Source organism: Streptomyces sp. LaBMicrA B280 (genome assembly GCF_049222185.1).
Taxonomy (GTDB): domain Bacteria; phylum Actinomycetota; class Actinomycetes; order Streptomycetales; family Streptomycetaceae; genus Streptomyces; species Streptomyces murinus.
Map to the genome: position 1 here is coordinate 179,432 of NZ_JBMJCT010000006.1, position 21,261 is coordinate 200,692.

Below are 21,261 nucleotides of genomic sequence, written 5' to 3' on the forward strand. Positions count from 1 at the left end.
GGCCCCTATCCTGCCTCCTCGGTCCCGAACAGTGTGAGGGCGGAGTTCACCAGGCCGAGATGGCTGAACGCCTGCGGGAAGTTGCCCAGCTGGCGGTCCGCGACCGGGTCGTACTCCTCGGCCAGCAGCCCCACGTCGTTGGCCACCCGCACCAGCCGTTCGAACAGTTCCCTGGCCTCCTGCGGGCGGCCGGTCAGATGCAGCGCGTCCACCAGCCAGAACGAGCAGGCGAGGAACGCGCCCTCGCCGCCCGGCAGCCCGTCGACCACCGAGTCGTCGTCCTCCTCGGAGTCGTAGCGGCGCAGAAAGCCGTCGTGGCCGAGGTCGGCGCGGATGGCGTCGACGGTGCCGATCACCCGGGGATCGTCCGGCGGCAGGAAGCCGACGCGCGGGATGAGCAGCAGGGCGGCGTCCAGTTCGCGGGAGCCGTAGGACTGGGTGAAGGTGTTGCGCTCCGGGTCGTAGCCCTTCTCGCAGACCTCCCGGTGCACCTCTTCCCGCAGCCGCCGCCAGCCCGCCAGGTCGCCGCCGGTCTCCTGGCCCTGTTCGAGTGTCTTGACCGCCCGGTCGGCGGCCACCCACACCATCACCTTGGAGTGCACGAAGTGGCGCCGCCCGCCGCGCACCTCCCACAGGCCCTGGTCCGGCTGCCGCCACGCCGACGCCAGGAAGTCCATCAGGGCCCGCTGGATGGACCACATGTGCGGCCGGGTGGGCAGGCCCGCGCCGCGCGCCAGCGACAGCGAGTCCATCACCTCGCCGTACACATCGAGCTGGAGCTGTTCCACGGCTCCGTTGCCGGTGCGCACCGGGGAGGAGCCGGCGAAGCCGGGCAGCCAGGGCAGTTCGGTCTCCGGCAGGCGCCGCTCGCCCGCGACGCCGTACATGATCTGGAGGGCGGCGGGGTTGCCGGCGACCGCGCGCAGCAGCCAGTTGCGCCAGGCCTCGGCCTCCTCCTGGTAGCCCGCGGTGAGCAGCGCGCTGAGGGCGAGGGTGGAGTCGCGCAGCCAGCAGTACCGGTAGTCCCAGTTGCGCACCCCGCCCAGCCGCTCGGGCAGCGAGGTGGTGGGCGCGGCGACGATCCCGCCGGTCGGGGCGTAGGTGAGCGCCTTGAGGGTGATCAGGGAGCGGACGACGGCGTCCCGGTGCGGTCCGTCGTAACGGCAGCGCCGGGCCCAGCGCCGCCAGTCGGTGACGCTGCCCTCCAGGGCCTCGTAGGGGTCGACGAGCCGGGGGCGCCGCTCATGGGAGGGGTGCCAGGTGAGCACGAACGCGACCCGCTCGCCCTCGCCGACGGTGAACTCGGAGTGGGTGCCGTAGTCCTCGCCCCAGGTGCGTACCGGCGGCTCCGAGCGCAGCCACACCGAGTCGGGGCCCGCGACCGCCACCCGGTGGCCGTCCGAGCGGCGCATCCACGGCATGATCGAGCCGTAGTCGAAGCGCAGCCGCAGGGTGCTGCGGACGGTGACCCGGCCGCTGACGCCCTCCACGATGCGCACGACATCGGGGGCGCGCTCGCGCTGCGGCATCAGATCGGTGACGCGGACCGTGCCGTCGGGGGTGTCCCACTCGGTGTCCAGGACGAGGGTGTCGGGGCGGTAGGCGCGGCGGGTGCAGACGTCCTCGTCGCCCGCGGCCCCGGGCGCGATCCGCCAGTGGCCGTGGTCCGCCCCGCCGAGCAGCCGGGCGAAGCAGGCGCCGGAGTCGAAGCGGGGCAGGCACAGCCAGTCGATCGAGCCGTCCCTGCCGACCAGCGCCGCGGTCTGCTCGTCGCCGATGAGGGCGTGGTCCTCGATCCGGGCACGGTCCCTGGTACGGGGGTTCACGGGATGCGGTTTCCCGGTGGGCCTGGGGGCCAATCAGGTGGTGCGCCGGGGGAGTGACATGGGCGCCCCCCCGCGCGCTCAGACCGCGGCCGGTTCGCTCTTCTCGGGCTGCGGCGCCGCCGCGGCCGCCTCCCGGTCCCGGATCTCCCGGCGCAGCAGGCACCACCAGCCGACCGGGACGGCCGCCGCGAACAGCCACCACTGGATCATGTAGGCGTAGTTCAGCGGGGCGTCCTCGGTGCCGGGGTCGGAGATCTGCTCCGGCGAGCCGCCCTTGGGCGCCGGAGCCGTCTGCTCCATGTAGCCGCCGAGCACCGGCACGCCGAGCCGGTGCGCCTCCTCGGTGCTGTTGATCAGCATGATCTGCCCCTCGGGCAGGCCCTTGAGGTTCTTGATGCCGCTGGCCGCGGTGGTCTCGTCGGCCATCAGGCGTCCGCTGATGGTGGTCCGGCCCGCGGGCGGCGCGGGGATCTTCGGGAAGGCGGTCTGGGAGGCGTCCGCGGCGACCCAGCCGCGGTTGACCATCAGCACCTTGCCGTCGGCGAGGTCGAACGGGGTCAGCACGTGGTAGCCGACGTCGCCGTTGTCGTTGGTCCGGCGCCGGACCACTTCCGTCTTCGCGGTGTCGAAGGTGCCGGTCGCGGTGACGGTGCGGTACCTCTCGGTCCGGGTCACGGCGTGTCCGGGGGAGGACAGCCGTTCCACGGGGACCGGTTCGGCGTGCAGCGCGGAGGAGACGAGGTCGTTGCGCGCGGTGCGCTCCTCGTAGCGATGCTTCTGCCAGAAACCCAGCTTGATCATCGTCGGGATCAACGCGATCGCGACGATGGTGAGGATGACCCACTGGAGGGACAACAGGAAGCGGTAGCGATGCACCCCACGACGGTACATCCGGGCCGCGGGGTGCATTCAGGCGGGTACCGGGTCGCTCCCGGTGTCGCCCGTCCGGCGGGTCACACCCGGTCGACGACCCCCGTACGGCCCTCCGCGCGGGCGCAGTGCGCGCCGCAGTACCAGTGGCCGTCCACCTCCACGCCCTGCCCGATGATCTGCACCCGGCAGTGCTCGCAGATCGGGGCCATGCGATGGATCGCACAGGAGAAGCAGTCGAAGACGTGGACCGCGCCCTGGGCGTGGACCTCGAAGGTCATTCCGTAGTCATTGCCGCACACTTCACATCTCGCCATGCGCCACAGGGTGATCCGTCGCGCGGGCCCGGGCGAGAGGACGCCGGGTGAGTCGTGCGTCAATCACTCTTTCGTACGATCACCCGTCCGTGAGGCCCATGTCCACCCGTCCGTGGGGTCCGCGTCCACCCGTCCGTGGGGTCCGCGTCCCGCCTCGGCGGCGCCGGACTCACCCGTCCGCGGGCTCGACATCCCGCAGCAGCTGCCCGAACGCGGCCTCGTCCACGACCGGCGTGCCGAACTGCCGGGCCTTGACCACCTTGGAGGTGCCCGAGTCGGGATCGTTGGTCACCAGCAGGCTGGTCAGCCGGGAGATGCTGGACGCCACATGCAGCCCGCACTCGGTCGCCCGGTCCTCCAGCAGCTCCCGCTCGGTGGAGGTGTCACCGGAGAACGCCACCCGCATGCCCTGTTTGAGAGGTTTGCCGTCTTCATAGCGACCCGGGTTGGGATAGGGGCATGCGGGCCTTTTGCGTGACGGGCGCCAACTGCCCTGGCGGTAGCCGCCGTAGCCGGGGGAGGACTGCCGGGGCACCGGCGCGTCCGACCACTCCGTCAGCGAGCGGCACTCCAGCAGCGGCAGCCGTACGCCGCCCGCCGCCGCGGCCCGCAGGCTGGGCCGGAACGCCTCCGCGAGCACCCGCGCGTCGTCCAGCGCGTGGTGCGCCCGCTGCTGCACCACGCCGAAGTGCGCGGCGAGCGACTCCAGCTTGTGGTTGGGCAGCGGCAGCCCCAGCTCCTTCGACAGCGCGATGGTGCACAGCCGCTGGCGCACCGGCGCCAGGCGCTCGGCGCGCGCGTACTCCCGTGCGATCATCTGCCAGTCGAAGACCGCGTTGTGCGCGACCAGCACCCGGCCGTCCAGACGGGCCGCGAACTCCTCGGCGATGTCCGCGAACAGCGGCGCGCCCTGAAGCACCTCGGTGGTCAGACCGTGTATCCACACGGGTCCCGGATCGCGCTCCGGGTTGACGAGGGTGTACCAGTGGTCCTCGACCTCGCCGCGCGCGTCCAGCCGGTAGACGGCGGCGGAGATGATCCGGTCGTGCCGGGCCAGGCCGGTGGTCTCCACGTCAACGACCGCGTATCCCTGGGGATACGCGGTCGGCCACTGGGTGGCGGAGGACACTGCGGTCGCACGGTCTTCGAGCATGGTCATTGAGGATACGGGCCACGACCGACATCTCCGCCCCACAGGTCCTCCCGGCCCGGCCCGCCCGGGTACCGGGCCGGCCCCCGGCCGCGCCGAACGGCCCTTTCCCCCGGGCCTGTTGTCGCTGCGTGGAGCGTCGCGGCGGCGCGGGCACGCCCGGCAGTGCGATCCTCGCTGCTGTGACGGAACCCAAGCACGAGGAGAACCACGGCGGCGCGCTCGGCTCGCGGCTGAACTGGCTGCGCGCCGCCGTGCTGGGCGCGAACGACGGCATCGTCTCCACCGCGGGCCTCGTCGTCGGCGTGGCCGGGGCGACCGGGAGCCGCGCCGCGCTGCTCACCGCGGGCCTCGCCGGGCTGCTCGCCGGATCGATGTCCATGGCGGCGGGCGAGTACGTCTCCGTCTCCACCCAGCGCGACTCCGAGCTGGCCGCGCTGGCCGTGGAGAAACGGGAACTGCGCGAGCAGCCCGCGGCCGAACTGCGGGAGCTGACCCAGATGCTCCAGGCGCGCGGGCTGTCCGAGGAGGTGGCCCGGGAGGCCGCCGGGCAGCTCACCGAGCGGGACGCGCTGCGCGCCCACGCCAGTGTGGAGCTGGGCATCAACCCCGACGAGCTGACCAATCCATGGCACGCGGCCTGGGCGAGTTTCCTGGCCTTCACCGTGGGCGCGCTGCTGCCGCTGCTGGCCATCGTGCTGCCCCCGGCCGGGTGGCGGCTGCCGGTCACCGTGCTCTCCGTGCTCGCCGCGCTCGTCCTCACCGGCTGGGCCGGCGCCCGCCTCGGCGCCGCCGCCCCCCGGCGGGCGGTGCTGCGCAATGTGGGCGGCGGGGCGCTGGCGATGGCGGTCACGTACGCGGCGGGCAGCCTGCTGGGGGCGGTCGGCGTGTGATCCGGGCCGACCCGGTCGCGCGCCCCGGACGAACCGGGCTCATGCCCAGACGGCCCGGTCCGAACCCCACGGCGTCGGCGTCCGGGCCCAATCCGCGGGCCCGCCCGCGAAGTTCACCGGGGACAGGGCGTACCGCAGCCGGCCGAGGGAGCTGTCGCTCTCGGTGAGCCAGGCGTCCGGGGGGACATGAGCGGCGGCGTCCGGCTGCGGGTTCCCGCCCGGCTGCGGGTTCTCGTCCGCCTCCGGCCCGTCGTCGTACGACATCCCGTCCGTCAGCCAGTGCGCCGTGCGGGCCAGCGCCAGCCTGACCGCACGGCCCGCGCCGTCCCGCGACCGCTCGGTCAGCGCCCGCAGGACGGCCGCCGCCAGCAGATAGCCGGTGCCGTGGTCCAGGGCCTGCGCGGGCAGCGCGCCGGGTTGCTCCGCCGAGCCCTCCGTCGCCGCGACACCGGTGGCGACCTGCACCAGGCTGTCGAAGCCGCGCCGCCCGCCCCAGGGCCCGTACGCGCCCCACGCCGACACCTGCGCCACCACCAGCGCGGGGTGCCGCTCCGCGAGCGCCTCGGGGGAGAGGCCGAAGCGGTCCAGCGCGCCCGGCCGGTAGCCGGTGACCACGACGTCCGCCCCGGCCAGCAGTTCCTCGAAGGTGTCCCGGCGCGCGGCCAGGTCCAGGGTCGCGGAGCGCTTGCCGAGGCCCGTGTCGGCGTGCTGGTCGGGGAGTTCGGGCAGCCAGGGCGCGTCCAGGCGCAGCACGTCCGCGCCCAGCAGGGCGAGGGTGCGGGTGGCGACCGGGCCCGCCAGGACCCGGGTCAGGTCCAGGACGCGCACCCCGGCGGCGGGCAGCAGCGGGGCGGCGGCCGCGGGCCACCAGGGCGGCCTGTTCGGTCGCCCGCCACTCGCGCGGGGTGCGCAGGGCCACCGCGAGGCCGCCGGCGGCGTGGACCGCCTCCTCGGTCCCGAGGGCGGTGCGTCCGGCGAGCAGGGCGGCCACGGTCTCGGGCGTGGCGTCCGCGGGCAGGCCCAGCGCGTCGAGCAACCGGGCGCGGTGGTGCGGGTAGTTGGCGTGTGTGCGCACCCAGCCGTCGGCCGTGCGCCAGAACCGCGACAAGGGCGCGAAGGGGAGCGGCGCCCGCCCGTCCACCCGCAGCAGCCGCTCGCTGTGGAACGCCGCCGCCACGGCACCGTCGTCGACCCGGACCGCGGGCACCTCGGCGCGCCCGGTCCGGTGGGCCCCGAGTTCGGCGGCGGCCAGGGCGCAGGCGCCGACACAGGCGCGCGCGAGCCGTCGTACGGGAAGGCGGGCCGTGAGGGCGCCGGGCCGCTCGACCGTCGTCACCCGGGAGAGCAGGGCGGGGTCACCGCCCAGCGCGGTCCATGCGAACGCGATATCCGTCATGACTGCACTATGCACTATTGATTCAATCAATCTTTGTAGGGACTCGGTGTCAACCGATGAATGCCGTCCGTACGGGCGGGTGGCCGGATTCCGACGCGTCACCCGCCCGTACGGGGGTGTTAATAGGTCACTGCGGCGAGGGCGTCCGCCATGCCCCGGCCGTAGAAACCGTTGCGGTTCGCCGGGCCCTGGCACACCGCGTCGACCTTGCCGTCGCCGTTGATGTCGTACGGGTCCGTGCACGGCGTGGCGTCGGCCTCCGCGTACAGCAGTGCCTTGACCAGAGCGGCGGACGCATGCGGATGGGTTGACTTGATCAATGCGGCAACCCCGGCCACATGCGGGGTCGCCATGGACGTCCCCGCCATGTAGCCCCACTTGCCGCCCGGCAGCGTGCCCAGGATGAGGCCGCTGGTCGCCGGGGGTGCCGGCGTCTGGTAGACCGTCGAGTCACCGCCGGGCGCCGCGATGTCGATGACGCCCCTGCCGTAGTTGGAGTACGACGACTTGAGCCCCTTGGCGCCGGTCGCGGCGACCGTGACGACGCCGGGCAGCTGGGTCGGGATGTCGAAGCACCGGCGCGGATCGATCACCCGGTCCGACGCGGTGCCGTCGTTGGGCGACTGCGGGTCGGTGATCGAGCGGGCGGCCAGGTCGTAGCTCTCGTTGCCCGCCGCCGCGATGTTGACCGTGCCCCGCCTCTCCGCGTAGCGCGAGGCCCGGTCGACGGCGTCCACCAGCGCCTTCTGGTCCGGGTGGTGGTGCAGTTGAAGTACCAGGGGTCGGTGAAATAGCTGTTGTTGGTCACGTCCACGTGGTGCTCGGCCGCCCAGACGAAGCCGCAGACCACGGACTCGGCGTAGAAGTACCCGTCCGGGTTCGCCACCTTGATGCCGGCCACCTTCACGCCCGGCGCCACCCCTGTCATGCCGACGCCGTTCTTCGCGGCCGCGATCTCGCCCGCCACATGGGTGCCGTGCGGGCTCTCCGAGGCGCTGGGCCGCCAGGCGCCGTCGGCCGTGTCCGGCTTGCCCGACACGCAGTTGACGGAGGCGGCGCGGTCGAAGTTGGGCGCGATGTCCGGGTGGGTGTCGTCCACGCCGGTGTCGATGACCCCGACCGTGACGTCCGGGCTGCCCAGTGTCCTCCGGTGCGCCTTGTCGGCCTTGATGGCGGGCAGGTCCCACTGCAAGGGCTCCAGCGGGTCCTGGTCCCCGGTCGCCGCCGCACCGGCCGCGGCCGCCTGCGCGCCGCCCAGCACCTGCGGCGTGCCCATGTCCGCGGTGGACGCGGCGGCCAGCGGGGTGTGCCGGGTGACCCCGGCCGAGGCCACCCCGGGCACCGCGCGCATCAGCCGCGCGAAGTCCGGGTTCGCGGAGTGCGCGACGAGAACGCCGATCCGGTCGTAACCCGCCACCAGGGTCCCGCCGTCACGCCCGATCTCCCGGCGCACCGAGGCGAGCGTGCGGGGGTCCGTGCGGGTGTTGACCAGGTACGACAGTTCGGGCCCCGCCCCGGTCGGGGTCGCCCCGGCCGGGGCTCCCGCCGGGGCCGTCGCCGCCGGGGTGGCCTCGGCGGGCGCGGCGGAGGCGTCGCCGCCGGGGTGGCCTCGGCGGGCGCGGCGGAGGCCGCCGCGGGCAGGAAGCCGAGCGAGGCGGTCAGCGACAGCACGGCCGGCCCGGCGAGCGACGTCCGGCGTCCGGTGCGCAGATGAGCCATGGGTTCTCCACTTCATCCCGATACGAAACCTGCCCGAGACACGGATCGGTGCTCGGGCAGGTGCATGGCGAGTGGTGCAGGCGGAACGTATCCCGTCGTCTCCGTGACCGGCAATGACTTGGCAATGACTCAATCAGATCGCTTGCGAACGAACTCATAGCACTTGAATCGGTCTTCGCGTGGCGCCGTGGACCTGGGCGGGGAGCGCTAGCACCATCGAGCCCCGGCCGCCCTGCCCGACCGCACCCGCGAGGAGATCCCGTGGCCACCGAGACACCGCCCCCCGCCCCACCAGGGACCCCCCTGCCCACCACCGAGGAGTTCACGGAGGTGCAGCGGAGCGCGGACTTCGCCGAACTGCGCCGCGCACACCGCTCGTTCGCCTTCCCGCTGACCGCCGCCTTCATCGCCTGGTACCTGCTGTACGTGCTGCTCTCCAACTACGCGGACGGGTTCATGGGCACCAAGGTCGTGGGCCACCTCAATGTCGCCCTGGTCCTCGGACTCGCCCAGTTCCTCACCACCTTCCTGATCGCCTGGTGGTACGCCCGGCACGCCGCGACCGAGCTCGACCCGAAGGCAGAGGCCATCAAGTCCCGTATGGAGGCCGCCGAATGAGCCCCGTGACCCATCGCACCCTGCTGGCCGCCGGTGAGGCGAGCGAGCACCGGACGCTGATCGTCACCCTGTTCGCCGTCTTCGTCGCCGCCACCCTCGTGATCACCGTCCGGGCCGGCCGGCAGACCAAGGGCGCCGCCGACTTCTACGCGGGCGGGCGGCAGTTCACCGGCTTCCAGAACGGCCTCGCCGTCTCCGGCGACTACATGTCCGCCGCGTCCTTCCTCGGCATCGCCGGTGCCATCGCCCTCTTCGGCTACGACGGCTTCCTCTACTCCATCGGCTTCCTGGTCGCCTGGCTCGTCGCGCTGCTCCTGGTCGCCGAGCCGCTGCGCAACTCCGGCCGCTACACGATGGGCGACGTGCTCGCCTACCGGATGCGCCAGCGCCCCGTGCGCACGGCCGCCGGGGTCTCCACCATCGTCGTGTCGATCTTCTATCTGCTCGCCCAGATGGCCGGTGCGGGCGTCCTGGTCTCCCTGCTGCTCGGCATCACCAGCGACCTGGGCAAGATCGGCATCGTCGCCCTGGTCGGCGTCCTGATGATCGTCTACGTCACCGTCGGCGGCATGAAGGGCACCACCTGGGTCCAGATGGTCAAGGCGGTGCTGCTGATGGCCGGCGCCGTCCTGCTGACCTTCCTGGTCCTCATGAAGTTCCACTTCGACGTCTCGGACCTGCTCGGCCGGGCCGCCGAGAACAGCGGCAAGGGCGCGTCGTTCCTCCGGCCCGGCCTGAAGTACGGCGCCACCGGCACCACCAAGCTGGACTTCCTCTCCCTCGGCCTCGCCCTGGTCCTCGGCACCGCGGGCCTGCCGCACATCCTGATCCGCTTCTACACGGTGCCCACCGCGAAGGCCGCCCGTCAGTCGGTGCTCTGGGCCATCGGCCTGATCGGCGTCTTCTACCTGATGACCCTCGCCCTCGGCTTCGGCGCCGCCGCGCTGATCAAACCGGCCGAGATCATCGCCTCCAACAAGGCGGGCAACACCGCGGCCCCGCTCCTCGCCCTGCACCTCGGCGGGACCCACTCCACCTGGGGCGCCGTGCTGCTCGCCACCATCTCCGCCGTCGCCTTCGCCACCATTCTCGCCGTCGTCGCCGGCCTCACCCTCGCCTCGTCCTCCTCCTTCGCGCACGACATCTACGCGAACGTCATCAAGAGGGGGCGGGCCACCGAGAGGCAGGAACTGGGCGCGGCCCGCTGGGCGACCGTCGGCATCGGCGCGGTCTCCATCGTGCTCGGCGCCCTGGCCCGTGACCTCAATGTGGCGGGGCTGGTGGCGCTCGCCTTCGCCGTCGCCGCCTCCGCGAACCTGCCGACCCTCCTCTACAGCCTCTTCTGGAAGCGCTTCACCACCACCGGCGCCCTGTGGTCGATCTACGGCGGCCTGGTCACCGCGGTCGGCCTCGTACTGTTCTCCCCGGTGGTCTCCGGCGGCCCGGCCTCGATGTTCCCCGGCGTCGACTTCCACTGGTTCCCGCTGGAGAACCCCGGGATCATCTCCATCCCCGTGGGATTCCTGCTCGGCGCCGTGGGCACTCTGCTGTCGAAGGAGGCGCCGGACGCCGGCAAGTACGCGGAACTGGAGGTGCGCTCCCTGACCGGGACGGGCGCGCACTGACGCTCGTACGACCGTCGTATCGCGAACCGCGTCGCCGGGGCCGGGCGCCCCCCGGAGCTGTACGGTCCTACGACGCGGCCGCCGGACACCTCGTTCGATCGGGCCGGTGCCCCTGTCAGTGGTGTCACGTAGGCTCGCAGATGACACGGAAAACACACCGATGATCGAGGGAGGGGGCCCACGTGCTCATCGACACGTACGGCCGCGTGGCCACCGACCTGAGGGTCTCGCTGACCGACCGGTGCAATCTGCGCTGTACGTACTGCATGCCCGAGGAGGGACTGCAGTGGCTGGCGAAGCCCGAGCTGCTCACGGACGACGAGATCGTCCGCCTCGTCGACATCGCGGTGCGCCTGCTCGGCGTCGAGGAGGTCCGCTTCACGGGCGGCGAGCCCCTGCTGCGCCCCGGCCTGGTCGGCATCGTCGAGCGCGTCGCGGCCCTCGGCCCGCGCCCGCGGATGTCCCTCACCACCAACGGCATCGGCCTCGGCCGCACCGCCGCCGCCCTGAAGGCGGCGGGCCTGGACCGGGTGAATGTCTCCCTGGACACCCTGCGCCCCGATGTCTTCAAGACCCTCACCCGCCGCGACCGCCACAAGGACGTCCTCGAAGGACTCCGCGCCGCCCGCGCGGCCGGCCTCACCCCCGTCAAGGTCAACACCGTGCTGATGCCGGGGCTCAATGCGGACGAGGCCCCCGACCTACTGGCCTGGGCCATCGAGCATGACTACGAGCTGCGGTTCATCGAGCAGATGCCCCTGGACCCCCAGCACGGCTGGAAGCGCGAGGGCATGGTCACCGCCGGTGACATCCTCGCCTCCCTGCGCACCCGCTTCGACCTCACCGCCGAGGACGCCGGGGAGCGCGGCTCGGCACCGGCGGAGCGCTGGCTGGTGGACGGCGGCCCGTACCGGGTCGGGGTGATCGCCTCGGTCACCCGCCCGTTCTGCGCGGCCTGCGACCGCACCCGGCTGACCGCCGACGGCCAGATACGCACCTGTCTGTTCGCCACCGAGGAGACCGACCTGCGCGGCGCCCTGCGCTCGGGCGCGCCCGACGAGGAGATCGCCCGGCTGTGGCGGGTGGCGATGTGGGGCAAGAAGGCGGGCGCGGGCCTGGACGACCCGTCCTTCATCCAGCCGGACCGCCCGATGTCGGCGATCGGCGGCTGAGCGGGGGCCTCAACTCCCGCTCTGCTCCCATTCGTCGAACCGGACGACGTCCTTCAGGAACCCCCGCGCGCCCAGGAACGTCGACAGATGCTCGCGGTGCTCCTCGCAGGCGAGCCAGGTCTTGCGCCGCTCCGGCGTGTGGATCTTCGGGTTGTTCCAGGCCAGCACCCATACGGCGGCGGCGCGGCAGCCCTTGGCGGAGCAGATGGGGGTCTCGTCACTCACAGCTTCGTCTCACCAGATCGGGTGCAGAACGAGGCGACGCCGAGCAGCCACGGGGGGAGCTGCCCGGCGTCGGTCCGTCGCTCCGACGGGGGATGCGGAGCGCTTACGCAGTATGTCACGGCCGACCCGTCGCCCGGCACCGGAACTGCGTGATTGATTCTGAGCATTTCTTGAGCTTGAAACGCGGTCGGCGTCCGCTTTCTTCGCGTCAGCCCTGATCGCGCGGGGGCTGCTCGTCCTCGCCGCGCGGCGCCCCGATCACCGGGCGCACCGGCGCGGTGACGAACGTCGAGGGCAGGGAAGGCGGCTGCTCACGGCCCGCGTTCGCGATCACCACCGCGATATAGGGCAGGATCGCGCCGGCCACCAACGCCACGACGGCGAAGGGCCGTTCGACATTCCACAGCGTGGCCGCGAGGATCACCGCCACCGTGCGGATCATCATCGAGATGACGTACCGCCGCTGCCGTCCCCGTACGTCCTCGGCGAGACCGGTCCGGGCGCCGGTGATCCGGAACACCTGGCCGCCGTCGCCGTGCTGCTTCCGCGTCGCCTTCACGTGTCTTACGGTACGCCGCGCCCGCGCGGTCGACGAGACCGGGTCGCCGCCGCCTGCGGCAACGCCTCGGCCGTACGGCCGAACCCGACATGCGCCCCAGGGTGCCCCGGCCGACACTGACCGTAAAGCTCACGTCGATCCGGACGAGGAGGCAGCCATGGGCTGGTTGTGGGCGATCATCGTGGGATTCGTACTGGGTGTGATCGCCAAGGCGGTCATCCCCGGCAAGCAGCACAGCCCCCTCTGGCTGACCACCATCTGCGGCATCCTGGGCGCCATCGCGGGCAACGCGATCGCCGCCGCGCTGAACGTCCGCGAGACCCGGGGCATCGACTGGAGCCGCCATATCTTCCAGCTGGTGGCCGCGATCATCATCGTCGCCGTGGTCGACTCGCTCTACATGGCGACGCTGGGCAAGAGGAAGCAGCGCCAGCGGATCTGAGTACTTCTGTGTGGGGCGACCCGGTGGGCGCCCCACACAGCGCTATCCGGCGACGACCTCCACCGCCGCCAGATTCCGCTTCCCGCGCCGCAGCACCAGCCACCGCCCGTCCAGCAGATCCTCCGGCGAGGCCACCGCGTCCTCGGAGGCCACCTTGACGTTGTTCACGTAGGCGCCCCCCTCCTTCACGGTCCTGCGCGCCGCGGACTTGCTCGCGACCAGGCCCACCTCGGCGAACAGATCCACCACGGACCCCAGCTCGGCGACCTGGATGTGCGGCACCTCCAACAGCGCCGACGCCAGCGTCCTGCCGTCCAGCTCCGCCAGCTCGCCCTGCCCGAACAGCGCCTTCGACGCGGCGATCACCGCGGCCGTCTGCCCGGCCCCGTGCACCAGCGTGGTCAGCTCCTCGGCCAGCGCCCGCTGCGCCGCCCGCGCCTGCGGCCGCTCCTCGGTCAGCCGCTCCAGCTCCTCGATCTCCGCATGGGACCTGAAGCTGAAGATGCGCAGGAACTTGGCGACATCACGGTCGTCCGCGTTGATCCAGAACTGGTAGAACGCGTACGGCGTGGTCATCTCGGGGTCGAGCCAGATCGTGCCGGACTCGGTCTTGCCGAACTTCGTGCCGTCCGCCTTGGTGATCAGCGGGGTGCCCAGCGCGTGCACCACGGCGTCCGGCTCGACCCGGTGGATCAGGTCGGTGCCAGAGGTGAGGTTGCCCCACTGGTCGCTGCCACCGGTCTGGAGCGTGCAGCCGTACCGCCGGTACAGCTCCAGGAAGTCCATGCCCTGGAGGATCTGGTAGCTGAACTCGGTGTAGCTGATGCCCGCGTCGGAGTTCAGCCGCCGGGAGACGGCCTCCTTGGCGATCATCTTGTTGACCCGGAAGTGCTTGCCGATGTCGCGCAGGAACTCGATGGCCGACAGGCCCTGGGTCCAGTCCAGGTTGTTGACCATCACCGCGGCGTTCGGACCGTCGAAGTCCAGCAGCGGCGCGATCTGGCCGCGCAGCCGCTCCACCCACTCGGCGACGGTCTCCGGCGCGTTCAGCGTGCGCTCGGCGGTCGGCTTCGGGTCGCCGATCAGACCGGTCGCGCCCCCGACCAGGCCCAGCGGGCGGTGTCCCGCCTGCTGGATGCGGCGCATCGTCAGGATCTGCACGAGGTTGCCGAGGTGCAGACTGGGCGCGGTCGGGTCGAAGCCGCAATAGAACGTGACAGGACCGTCCGCGAACGCCTTGCGCAATGCGTCCTCGTCCGTGGAGAGGGCGATGAGCCCGCGCCACTTCAGTTCGTCGACGATGTCCGTCACGGTTCTCGTGTCTCCTCGATGATCCTCGGCGGTCGGGTGACAGCCGACTACGAGGTTATACGCCCTGGCTGACAGAACTCATGTTGAAATCGGGGACCCGCAGCGGCGGCATCGCGGCCCTGGTGAACCAGTCGCCCCATTCGCGCGGCAGCGTCTGCTCCGTGCGGCCCGCCTCGGTCGTGCGCCGCAGCAGGTCCACCGGCGACTCGTTGAACCGGAAGTTGTTCACCTGCCCGGTCACCTCGCCGCCCTCCACCAGATAGACGCCGTCCCGGGTCAGACCGGTGAGCAGCAGCGTCGCCGGGTCGACCTCGCGGATGTACCACAGGCAGGTCAGCAGCAGCCCGCGCTCGGTGTCCGCGACCATCTCGTCCAGGGGGCGGTCGCCGCCGTCCAGGATCAGATTGTCCGCGGCCGGGGTGACCGGCAGCCCGGTCAGGGCGGCGCTGTGCCGGGTCGTCGTCAGGTTCCGCAGGGTGCCCCGCTCGATCCAGTCGGTGGCCGGCGCCGCGAGACCGTTGTCGAACACCGACCGGTCGCCGTTCGAGGAGTGGGCGATCACGAAGGGCGCGCACTCCAGGCCGGGCTCGTCCGGGTCGCTGCGCAGGGTCAGCGGCAGCTCGGAGAGCCGCTCGCCGATCCGGGTGCCGCCGCCCGGCCTGGAGAAGACCGTGCGGCCCTCCGCCGCGTCCCGGCCCGAGGCCGACCACAGCTGGTAGATGAGCAGGTCCGCCACCGCGGTCGGCGGCAGCAGCGTCTCGTAGCGGCCCGCGGGCAGCTCCACCCGCCGCTTCGCCCAGCCCAGGCGCACGGCCAGCTCGGCGTCCAGGGCGGCCGGGTCGACGTCCTTGAAGTCCCGGGTGGAGCGCCCGGCCCACGCGGAGCGGGTGCGGTCCGGCGACTTGGCGTTCAGCTCCAGCGTGCCGGTCGGCTGGTCGTGCCGCAGCCGCAGCCCGGTGGAGCTGCCCAGGTAGGTCGAGACCATCTCGTGGTTGGCGAAGCCGTACAGCTCCCGGCCGCCGGCCCGGGCGCGGGCGAAGGCGTCGCCGAGCGCCGGGGCGAAGTCGGCGAACACCGCGGAGGAGGTCTCGGCGGGCGCGTCCAGGAAGTCGGGGGCCGCGGCCGTGCCCGTGACCAGCGGCCGCGCGTCCTCGGCGGGACCGGCGCCGCGCGCGGCGGCCTCGGCGGCCCGCACCAGCGGCTCCAGCTCGTCGGCCGTCACCGCGGACCGGGAGACGACACCGGAGGCCGTGCCCTGCCGCCCGTCCACGGTCGCGATCACCGTGAGGCTCCGGCCCCGGGTCACACCGTTCGTGGTGAGCGCGTTGCCCGCCCAGCGCAGATTGGCGGTGGACGTCTCGTCGGCGATGACGAGGCACCCGTCTGACCGGGACAGCGCGAGGGCCTGTTCGACGATCTCGTGCGGCTTGTTGCTGCGGGCGCTCATCGACCGGCCTCCTGCGTGGTGTTCAAGACGGGGCGCCCCGGCACAGGGCGGAAGGGCCCCATGGGGCGGTGGATCCGTGCAGAGAGTACCCATCGACCGCGGGGGCGAGGGCCGTTATGCGTGCCGAGCCCGCCGCTCCCGCCGCCGAGGCCCGGTAAGGCTTGCCTTGCTTTCTGATCAGGCGGGCCCTTACAGTCAAAGTCCTCAGAGGACCTGAGAACCTGAGGGCTTAGGGATGATCATGACAGACCTCCATGACCTGACGCTCACCGAACAGGCCGCGGCGATCCGCGGCCGTACCGTGTCGCCGACCGAGCTGGTCGACCACCATCTGCGCCGCATCGAGGAGTCGAACGGCGCGCTGGGCGCCTATCGCACCGTCGACGCGTCCGGCGCCCGGCGGGCCGCCGCCGCCGTCGAGGCACGGCTGGCCGCCGCGCGCGACGAGGAGGAACTGCCGCCGCTGCTCGGGGTGCCGCTGTCGGTGAAGGACACCTGGCCGGTCGCGGGACTGCCGTTCACGGCGGGCTCGGCGGCCTTCGACGACCGGACGGCCCCGGCGGACGCGGCCGTCGTGGGCACCCTGCGGGCGGCCGGTGCCGTGCTGCTGGGCACCACCACCGCCGCCGAGTTCGGCTGCTCCTCCTACACCGAGACGGTGTTCGCCACCGCCCGCAGCCCACACGACCTCACCCGCGGGGCCGGTGGCTCCAGCGGCGGAGCGGCCGCCTCGGTGGCCGCGGGACTGGCCGCAGGCGCCCTGGGCAGCGACGGCGGCGGCTCGATCCGGATCCCGGCCGCGGCCTGCGGGGTGGTCGGTCTCAAGCCGAGCCGGGGCCGGGTCTCGCCCGCCCCCGCGACGGACGCGCTGGGGCTCGCCACCGCCGGGCCACTGGCCAGGACGGTGGCGGACACCGCCCTGCTGCTGGACGTGATGGCCGGCAGCACCCCGGGCGACGCCGCCGCCCTGCCCACCCCGCCCGCCGGATACTTCCGGGCCCGCGCGGGGCGGGGGCCCGGCCCGCTGCGGATCGGGGTGCTGCCGCGGACCGCAGGCCAGCATCCCGAGGCGGCCCTGGCCTGCCGCCGTACCGCCGATCTGCTCGCCGGACTCGGCCACCACGTGGCGGACGCCCCGCCGTACGACCCCGCCGAGTACCTCGCGGACTTCACGGTGCTGTGGAGCGTGCTGGCGGCCGCGGTGCCGGTGCCTCCCGCGCGGGAGGCCCTCTTGGCGCCCCTCACCCGCTGGCTGCGCGAGCGGGGCCGCGAGCACGACGCGGTACGGCTGTACACGGCGATGGCCTCGCTGTCGGCCACCGCCCGCGCCCTCTGCCGGCGCTACGCGGGCTTCGACGCCGTACTGAGCCCCACCACGGACCAACCGCCGCTGCCGGTCGGCTCCTTGACCGACCCCGACGACCCGGGACGCACCTTCCTGCGGATGCTCGCCCACACCCCGCGCACCCCACTGGCGAACCTCACCGGACAGCCGTCGATCAGCCTGCCGCTGCACCGGACGCCGGACGGTCTGCCGGTCGGTGTGATGCTGACCGGCCGGCTCCACGAGGAGGGCGTCCTGCTCTCCCTCGGCGCCCAGCTGGAACGGGCCCGGCCCTGGCCCCGCCACGCCGCCCGGCCGGTGGCGGCGCGGCCGGGCGGGGCTCCGGGGCACGGTTCCGGGAACTGTAGGGTCGTCCCATGACTGTCCGACCGGTACGCCGTAGCTCGTTGGTCGAGGAGGCCGTCGCCGAGCTGCGCCGACTGATCGGTACGGGCGAGTGGCCCCTCGGGGCCAAGCTGCCGGGCGAGGTGGAGCTGAGCCGGCTGCTCGGCGTCGGCCGGACCACCTCGCGCGAGGCGGTCCGGGTACTGATCGCCGACGGCCAGCTGTCCGCCCGGCACGGCTCGGGCACCTACGTCGCCGCCGCCGCTCCCGTCTCGCGGTTCGACCGGGAACTGCGCCGCGCGGAGGTCTTCGACGTGTACGAGGTCCGCGCCGCGCTGGAGGTGGAAGCGGGCCGACTGGCCGCGCGGCGGCGCACCGTGGAGGACGTGGCCGCGCTGCGCTCCGCACTGGCCGCCCGCGACGCGGCAGCCGACCCGGCCACGCTCATCGAGGCGGACCTGGACCTGCACCGCCGGGTGGTGCTGGCCGCGCGCAATCCGGTGCTCCTGCGGCTCTTCGACTCCTTCGTGGACGCCCTGCGCGAGGCGGCCGGGCAACTCCTGGCCGACACCGATCTGCACGGCACGGAGGAACGGCACGCGATCGACCGCGCGCACCACGCGCTGGTCGAGGCGATCGCCGCCGGGGACCCGGACGCCGCCGTCGAGGCGACCCGCGGCAATCTCGACCGCACCCTGGACGAACTGCGCGCCGAGGGCGTCGGACCGCGCTGAACACGGCCCGACGGGGACCGCGCCCCGGCCGGAGGGTCATCCCTTACGGGCCAGGAAACGGATCTGCCGGTCGCCCGGCCGCTCGGACCCGACGTCCGCGAAGCCGGCCCGGTACAGGCGCCCGGGCAGGGTCTCGGGGTCGAGCACCACCATGGTGTCGCCGATGTGCAGCAGCCGGAAACGCAGGCTGGGCAGGCTGTCCACGCCGCGGAACACCCCGCCCGGCCGCAGCACCCGGCACGCCTCGGCGAACAGGGCGTCCTGGAGTCCGACGGAGGGCACATGGTGCAGCATGGTGAAGCAGACGACGGCGGAGAACCGTCCGTCCGGGAAGGGCAGCCGGGTGCCGTCGCCGTGCACGATCTCGGCCCGACCGGCGAACTCGGTACGCAGCCGGGCCGCGGAAGCCTCGTCGATCTCGACGGCGGTCAGCCTCGTCGCGGCGGCCGAACCCGTGGTGGAGGACGGCTTCGTGGTGGGGGACGGCTTCGCCAGGTGCGCCAACAGCGCACGGGTGGTGGCTCCGAAGCCGGGACCGATCTCCAGGACGTCGTCCCCGAGGTCGACACCGGCCAGCAGTTCGGGCATGCGTTCGGCCACGTCGGCGGCCCAGCGCGCGGAGCCGCAGATCTTGCGATGCGGGTAATTCATCGGCATGGTGCGACCCTAGGAAGGCCGGCCGCCGGCCGCGAGATCCCGCGGGGCCGGACCATGTCGTACAGAGGCCGACGACCGGACGACGACCGCTCTGGGGTGACCGGGTGACCTCTTCGGGTGCTGGCGGCTCACGGGCCACTCCGCTGGGACCCCTGCCGCTCCCGGCCGGCCGGTGGTTCGGGGCGCACGACCATCCACGGCACCAACTCGCCTGGGCGGGCAGGGGGGTTCTGGGTGTGACGGTGGGCGACGAGACCTGGGTGCTGCCGACCACCCGCGCCCTGTGGATCCCCGCCGGAACCGTGCACCGCACCGGTGCCCCGCGCGACACGGTCCTGCACAGCCTGTACGTGGACCCCACCTGCTGTCCGCTGGACTGGCCGACGCCGGTCGCGGTCGGTGTCGGCACGCTCCTCGCCCAACTGCTGGCCCACCTCGGCCGCCTCGATCTCGCGCCGGACGCGCGGCACCGCGCGGAGGGCGTGGTCTTCGACCTGCTCCACCCGCTGGCGAGCGCGCCGATCACCGTGCCCGAACCCGTCGACGACCGCGCCCGGGCGGTGGCCGCCCTGTTGCTGGACGATCCCGCCGACTCGCGCACACTGGAGGCGCTCGCCCGCGCGGTCGGCAGCAGCCGCCGTACCCTGAGCCGGCTCTTCGTCCAGGACACCGGGATGAGTTTCGACCGATGGCGCACCCGGCTGAGGCTGCGTGCGGCCCTGCCGCTGCTCGCCGAGGGCCGGTCCGTCGCCCACGCGGCCCGGGCCGTCGGCTACGCCACGCCCAGCGCCTTCCTCGCGGCCTTCCGCCGGGCCGTCGGCACCACTCCTCGCCGCTATCTGCACCACGCGGACCAAAACCACCCCGGCGGGTGAAAGGCCCTCCCGGCGAAGGCCCTCCCGGATAAGGCCCTCCTAGAGAAGGGCCTCGCCTCCCGCGCCCCGGCGGCCGGGTGTGCCGCGACCGCGTCAGGAACGGCCGGACTCGCTCGCGGTGTTCAGGATGTTCACACCGCGGAACAGCGCGGAGGGGCACCCGTGGGACACCGCCGCCACCTGCCCCGGCTGGGCCTTGCCGCAGTTGAAGGCGCCGCCCAGGACGTACGTCCCCGGCCCGCCGACCGCCGCCATCGAACCCCAGAAGTCGGTCGTGGTGGCCTGGTAGGCGACGTCCTTGAGCTGCCCGGCGAGCCGCCCGTTCTCGATCCGGAAGAAGCGCTGCCCGGTGAACTGGAAGTTGTAGCGCTGCATGTCGATCGACCAGGAGCGGTCCCCGACCACGTAGATGCCCCGTTCCACGCCCCCGATCAGATCCTCGGTGGACAGCCCGGCGGGGTCCGGCCGCAGCGACACATTGGCCATGCGCTGGACCGGCACATGGGCGGGGGAGTCGGCGTACGCGCACCCGTTGGACCGCTCGAACCCGGTCAGCCGGGCGATCCTGCGGTCCAGCTGGTAGCCGACCAGCGTGCCGTCCTTCACCAGGTCCCAGGACTGCGCCTGGACGCCCTCGTCGTCGTACCCGATGGTGGCCAGGCCGTGCTCGGCGGTGCGGTCGCCGGTGACGTTCATCAGCTCGGAGCCGTACCTGAGCTTGCCCAGCTGGTCGAAGGTGGCGAAGGAGGTACCGGCGTACGCGGCCTCGTAGCCGAGCGCGCGGTCCAGCTCGGTGGCGTGCCCGACGGACTCGTGGATCGTCAGCCACAGGTTGGACGGGTCGACCACCAGGTCGTACAGGCCCGGCTCCACGCTCGGCGCCCGCATCTTCTCGGCCAGCAGCTCCGGGATCCGCGCCAGCTCGCCCTCCCAGTCCCAGCCGGTCCCGGTCAGGTACTCCCAGCCGCGCCCGGCCGGCGGCGCCAGCGTCCGCATGGAGTCGAACTCCCCGCTGGACTCGTCCACCGACACCGCGGTCAGCTCGGGATGCAGCCGCACCCGCTGCTGGGTCGTCACGGTCCCGGCCGTATCGGCGTAGAACTTGTTCTCGTGCACGGTGAGCAGCGAGGCGTCCACATGGCTCACCCCGTCCGCCGCCAGCAGCCGCGCGCTCCAGTCCCCGAGCAGCGCCGCCTTCTCCTCGGCCGGCACGGTGAACGGATCGACCTCGTACGACGAGATCCACGTCCTGTCGGCGTGGACCGGCTCGTCCGCCAGCTCCACCCGCTCGTCGGAACCCGCCGCCTTGATCACCTGCGCGGACAGCTTGGCCATGGCGACCGCCTGCGAGGCGACCCGGGCCGCCGCGTCCAGGGACAGATCGACCCCGGAGGCGAAGCCCCAGGTGCCGCCGTGCACGACCCGGACCGCGTACCCGAGGTCGGTGGTGTCCGAGGACCCCGAGGGCCGGGCGTCGCGCAGCCGCAGGGCCGCGCTGCGCACCCGCTCGAAGCGGAAGTCCGCGTGCTCGGCCCCGAGCGAACGCGCGCGGGCGAGCGCGGCGTCGGCGAGGGACCTGAGCGGAAGCGCGGTGAAGGCTTCGTCGATGGAATGGGGCACGGAGGTCTCCCTGCTGTCGTGGCCTGTGGGCTCCGATCATGGCGGGCGAGCGGCCCCGCGGACCACACCCCTTTCGGACCCGGACCCCGCGATTATGTAGGGACCCGACAGTGACGGTCCCGCGCCACTGTCGGTG

At 72.9% G+C, this 21,261-nt stretch carries 18 protein-coding genes and 2 pseudogenes; 8 read left to right on the top strand and 12 right to left on the bottom strand.

Features of this window, described 5'->3' with window-relative positions; all coding sequences use genetic code 11:
* Positions 1–5: 5 nt before the first annotated feature.
* From ACLF5H_RS06440 to ACLF5H_RS06455, 4 genes are all read right to left on the bottom strand, one after another.
* Positions 6–1,826, bottom strand: a complete 1,821-nt coding sequence (locus tag ACLF5H_RS06440; RefSeq protein ID WP_421675084.1) for a glycoside hydrolase family 15 protein — start codon at positions 1,824–1,826, stop codon at positions 6–8.
* Positions 1,827–1,904: 78 nt separating this feature from the next.
* Positions 1,905–2,735 (bottom strand): SURF1 family protein, encoded by an 831-nt coding sequence (locus tag ACLF5H_RS06445; protein ID WP_421675085.1) that lies wholly within the window; start codon positions 2,733–2,735, stop codon positions 1,905–1,907.
* 44 nt (positions 2,736–2,779) lie between these two features.
* Positions 2,780–3,013 carry a hypothetical protein gene (locus tag ACLF5H_RS06450; protein ID WP_111586429.1) on the bottom strand — a complete coding sequence of 78 codons (234 nt, stop codon included), beginning with the start codon at positions 3,011–3,013 and terminating at the stop codon, positions 2,780–2,782.
* A gap of 169 nt (positions 3,014–3,182) precedes the next feature.
* Positions 3,183–4,166 carry a DEDDh family exonuclease gene (locus ACLF5H_RS06455; protein WP_421675086.1) on the bottom strand — a complete coding sequence of 328 codons (984 nt, stop codon included), beginning with the start codon at positions 4,164–4,166 and terminating at the stop codon, positions 3,183–3,185.
* A 179-nt stretch (positions 4,167–4,345) separates the two neighbouring features.
* Between ACLF5H_RS06455 and ACLF5H_RS06460 the strand changes: the two genes are divergently transcribed.
* The gene (locus tag ACLF5H_RS06460) at positions 4,346–5,056 is read left to right on the top strand and encodes a VIT1/CCC1 transporter family protein (RefSeq protein WP_421675087.1); all 711 of its coding nucleotides are present in this window, start codon (positions 4,346–4,348) and stop codon (positions 5,054–5,056) included.
* A 39-nt stretch (positions 5,057–5,095) separates the two neighbouring features.
* Here ACLF5H_RS06460 and ACLF5H_RS06465 read toward each other — a convergent pair.
* Positions 5,096–6,452 (bottom strand): annotated as a pseudogene (locus ACLF5H_RS06465) (CoA transferase).
* A 119-nt stretch (positions 6,453–6,571) separates the two neighbouring features.
* A pseudogene (locus ACLF5H_RS06470) lies at positions 6,572–8,171 on the bottom strand (S8 family peptidase).
* Between the two features lie 261 nt (positions 8,172–8,432).
* Between ACLF5H_RS06470 and ACLF5H_RS06475 the strand changes: the two are divergent.
* From ACLF5H_RS06475 to moaA, 3 genes are all read left to right on the top strand, one after another.
* On the top strand, positions 8,433–8,789 hold the full coding sequence (locus ACLF5H_RS06475; protein WP_421675088.1) for a DUF485 domain-containing protein: 357 nt from the start codon (positions 8,433–8,435) through the stop codon (positions 8,787–8,789).
* On the top strand, positions 8,786–10,414 hold the full coding sequence (locus ACLF5H_RS06480; protein WP_421675089.1) for a cation acetate symporter: 1,629 nt from the start codon (positions 8,786–8,788) through the stop codon (positions 10,412–10,414). The genes ACLF5H_RS06475 and ACLF5H_RS06480 overlap by 4 nt, the downstream gene beginning before the upstream one ends.
* A gap of 182 nt (positions 10,415–10,596) precedes the next feature.
* Positions 10,597–11,586 carry a GTP 3',8-cyclase MoaA gene (gene moaA, locus ACLF5H_RS06485; protein ID WP_421675090.1) on the top strand — a complete coding sequence of 330 codons (990 nt, stop codon included), beginning with the start codon at positions 10,597–10,599 and terminating at the stop codon, positions 11,584–11,586.
* Between the two features lie 9 nt (positions 11,587–11,595).
* On the opposite strand, the gene ACLF5H_RS06490 is transcribed toward moaA, so the two are convergent.
* Together ACLF5H_RS06490 and ACLF5H_RS06495 are read right to left on the bottom strand one after the other, a co-directional pair.
* On the bottom strand, positions 11,596–11,811 hold the full coding sequence (locus tag ACLF5H_RS06490) for a hypothetical protein (protein WP_232987807.1): 216 nt from the start codon (positions 11,809–11,811) through the stop codon (positions 11,596–11,598).
* Positions 11,812–12,019: 208 nt separating this feature from the next.
* Positions 12,020–12,370: a DUF3099 domain-containing protein gene (locus ACLF5H_RS06495; protein WP_421675091.1), complete on the bottom strand. Its 351-nt coding sequence runs from the start codon at positions 12,368–12,370 to the stop codon at positions 12,020–12,022.
* 157 nt (positions 12,371–12,527) lie between these two features.
* Here ACLF5H_RS06495 and ACLF5H_RS06500 point away from each other — a divergent pair, with 157 nt between their 5' ends.
* Positions 12,528–12,812, top strand: coding sequence for a GlsB/YeaQ/YmgE family stress response membrane protein (locus ACLF5H_RS06500; RefSeq protein ID WP_136101775.1), 285 nt, complete (start codon positions 12,528–12,530; stop codon positions 12,810–12,812).
* A gap of 42 nt (positions 12,813–12,854) precedes the next feature.
* Here the strand turns inward: ACLF5H_RS06500 and tyrS are convergent, their stop codons facing one another.
* Positions 12,855–14,123: a tyrosine--tRNA ligase gene (gene tyrS, locus ACLF5H_RS06505; protein WP_421675092.1), complete on the bottom strand. Its 1,269-nt coding sequence runs from the start codon at positions 14,121–14,123 to the stop codon at positions 12,855–12,857.
* Between the two features lie 55 nt (positions 14,124–14,178).
* The gene (locus ACLF5H_RS06510; protein WP_421675093.1) at positions 14,179–15,570 is read right to left on the bottom strand and encodes a metallopeptidase TldD-related protein; all 1,392 of its coding nucleotides are present in this window, start codon (positions 15,568–15,570) and stop codon (positions 14,179–14,181) included.
* A 241-nt stretch (positions 15,571–15,811) separates the two neighbouring features.
* Here ACLF5H_RS06510 and ACLF5H_RS06515 point away from each other — a divergent pair, with 241 nt between their 5' ends.
* Positions 15,812–17,275, top strand: a complete 1,464-nt coding sequence (locus tag ACLF5H_RS06515) for an amidase (RefSeq protein ID WP_421675094.1) — start codon at positions 15,812–15,814, stop codon at positions 17,273–17,275.
* Complete coding sequence (locus tag ACLF5H_RS06520) at positions 17,272–17,973, top strand: FadR/GntR family transcriptional regulator (RefSeq protein WP_421675095.1); 702 nt, start codon at positions 17,272–17,274, stop codon at positions 17,971–17,973. Before ACLF5H_RS06515 ends, ACLF5H_RS06520 begins: the two co-directional genes overlap by 4 nt.
* A 36-nt stretch (positions 17,974–18,009) precedes the next feature.
* Here the strand turns inward: ACLF5H_RS06520 and ACLF5H_RS06525 are convergent, their stop codons facing one another.
* Positions 18,010–18,630 (bottom strand): class I SAM-dependent methyltransferase, encoded by a 621-nt coding sequence (locus ACLF5H_RS06525; RefSeq protein WP_421675096.1) that lies wholly within the window; start codon positions 18,628–18,630, stop codon positions 18,010–18,012.
* Positions 18,631–18,734: 104 nt separating this feature from the next.
* Here ACLF5H_RS06525 and ACLF5H_RS06530 point away from each other — a divergent pair, with 104 nt between their 5' ends.
* Positions 18,735–19,505, top strand: a complete 771-nt coding sequence (locus ACLF5H_RS06530; RefSeq protein WP_421675097.1) for an AraC family transcriptional regulator — start codon at positions 18,735–18,737, stop codon at positions 19,503–19,505.
* Between the two features lie 93 nt (positions 19,506–19,598).
* Here the strand turns inward: ACLF5H_RS06530 and ACLF5H_RS06535 are convergent, their stop codons facing one another.
* Complete coding sequence (locus ACLF5H_RS06535) at positions 19,599–21,125, bottom strand: TldD/PmbA family protein (RefSeq protein ID WP_421675098.1); 1,527 nt, start codon at positions 21,123–21,125, stop codon at positions 19,599–19,601.
* Between the last annotated feature and the right edge of the window lie 136 nt (positions 21,126–21,261).

Coding starts and splice junctions, on each gene's coding strand:
- ACLF5H_RS06520 (WP_421675095.1), top strand. CDS start 17,272: ATGACTGTCCGACCGGTACGCCGTAGCTCGTTGGTCGAGGAGGCCGTC.
- ACLF5H_RS06525 (WP_421675096.1), bottom strand. CDS start 18,630: ATGCCGATGAATTACCCGCATCGCAAGATCTGCGGCTCCGCGCGCTGG.
- ACLF5H_RS06455 (WP_421675086.1), bottom strand. CDS start 4,166: ATGCTCGAAGACCGTGCGACCGCAGTGTCCTCCGCCACCCAGTGGCCG.
- ACLF5H_RS06480 (WP_421675089.1), top strand. CDS start 8,786: ATGAGCCCCGTGACCCATCGCACCCTGCTGGCCGCCGGTGAGGCGAGC.
- ACLF5H_RS06500 (WP_136101775.1), top strand. CDS start 12,528: ATGGGCTGGTTGTGGGCGATCATCGTGGGATTCGTACTGGGTGTGATC.
- ACLF5H_RS06515 (WP_421675094.1), top strand. CDS start 15,812: ATGACAGACCTCCATGACCTGACGCTCACCGAACAGGCCGCGGCGATC.
- ACLF5H_RS06510 (WP_421675093.1), bottom strand. CDS start 15,570: ATGAGCGCCCGCAGCAACAAGCCGCACGAGATCGTCGAACAGGCCCTC.
- ACLF5H_RS06445 (WP_421675085.1), bottom strand. CDS start 2,735: ATGCACCCCGCGGCCCGGATGTACCGTCGTGGGGTGCATCGCTACCGC.
- ACLF5H_RS06450 (WP_111586429.1), bottom strand. CDS start 3,013: ATGGCGAGATGTGAAGTGTGCGGCAATGACTACGGAATGACCTTCGAG.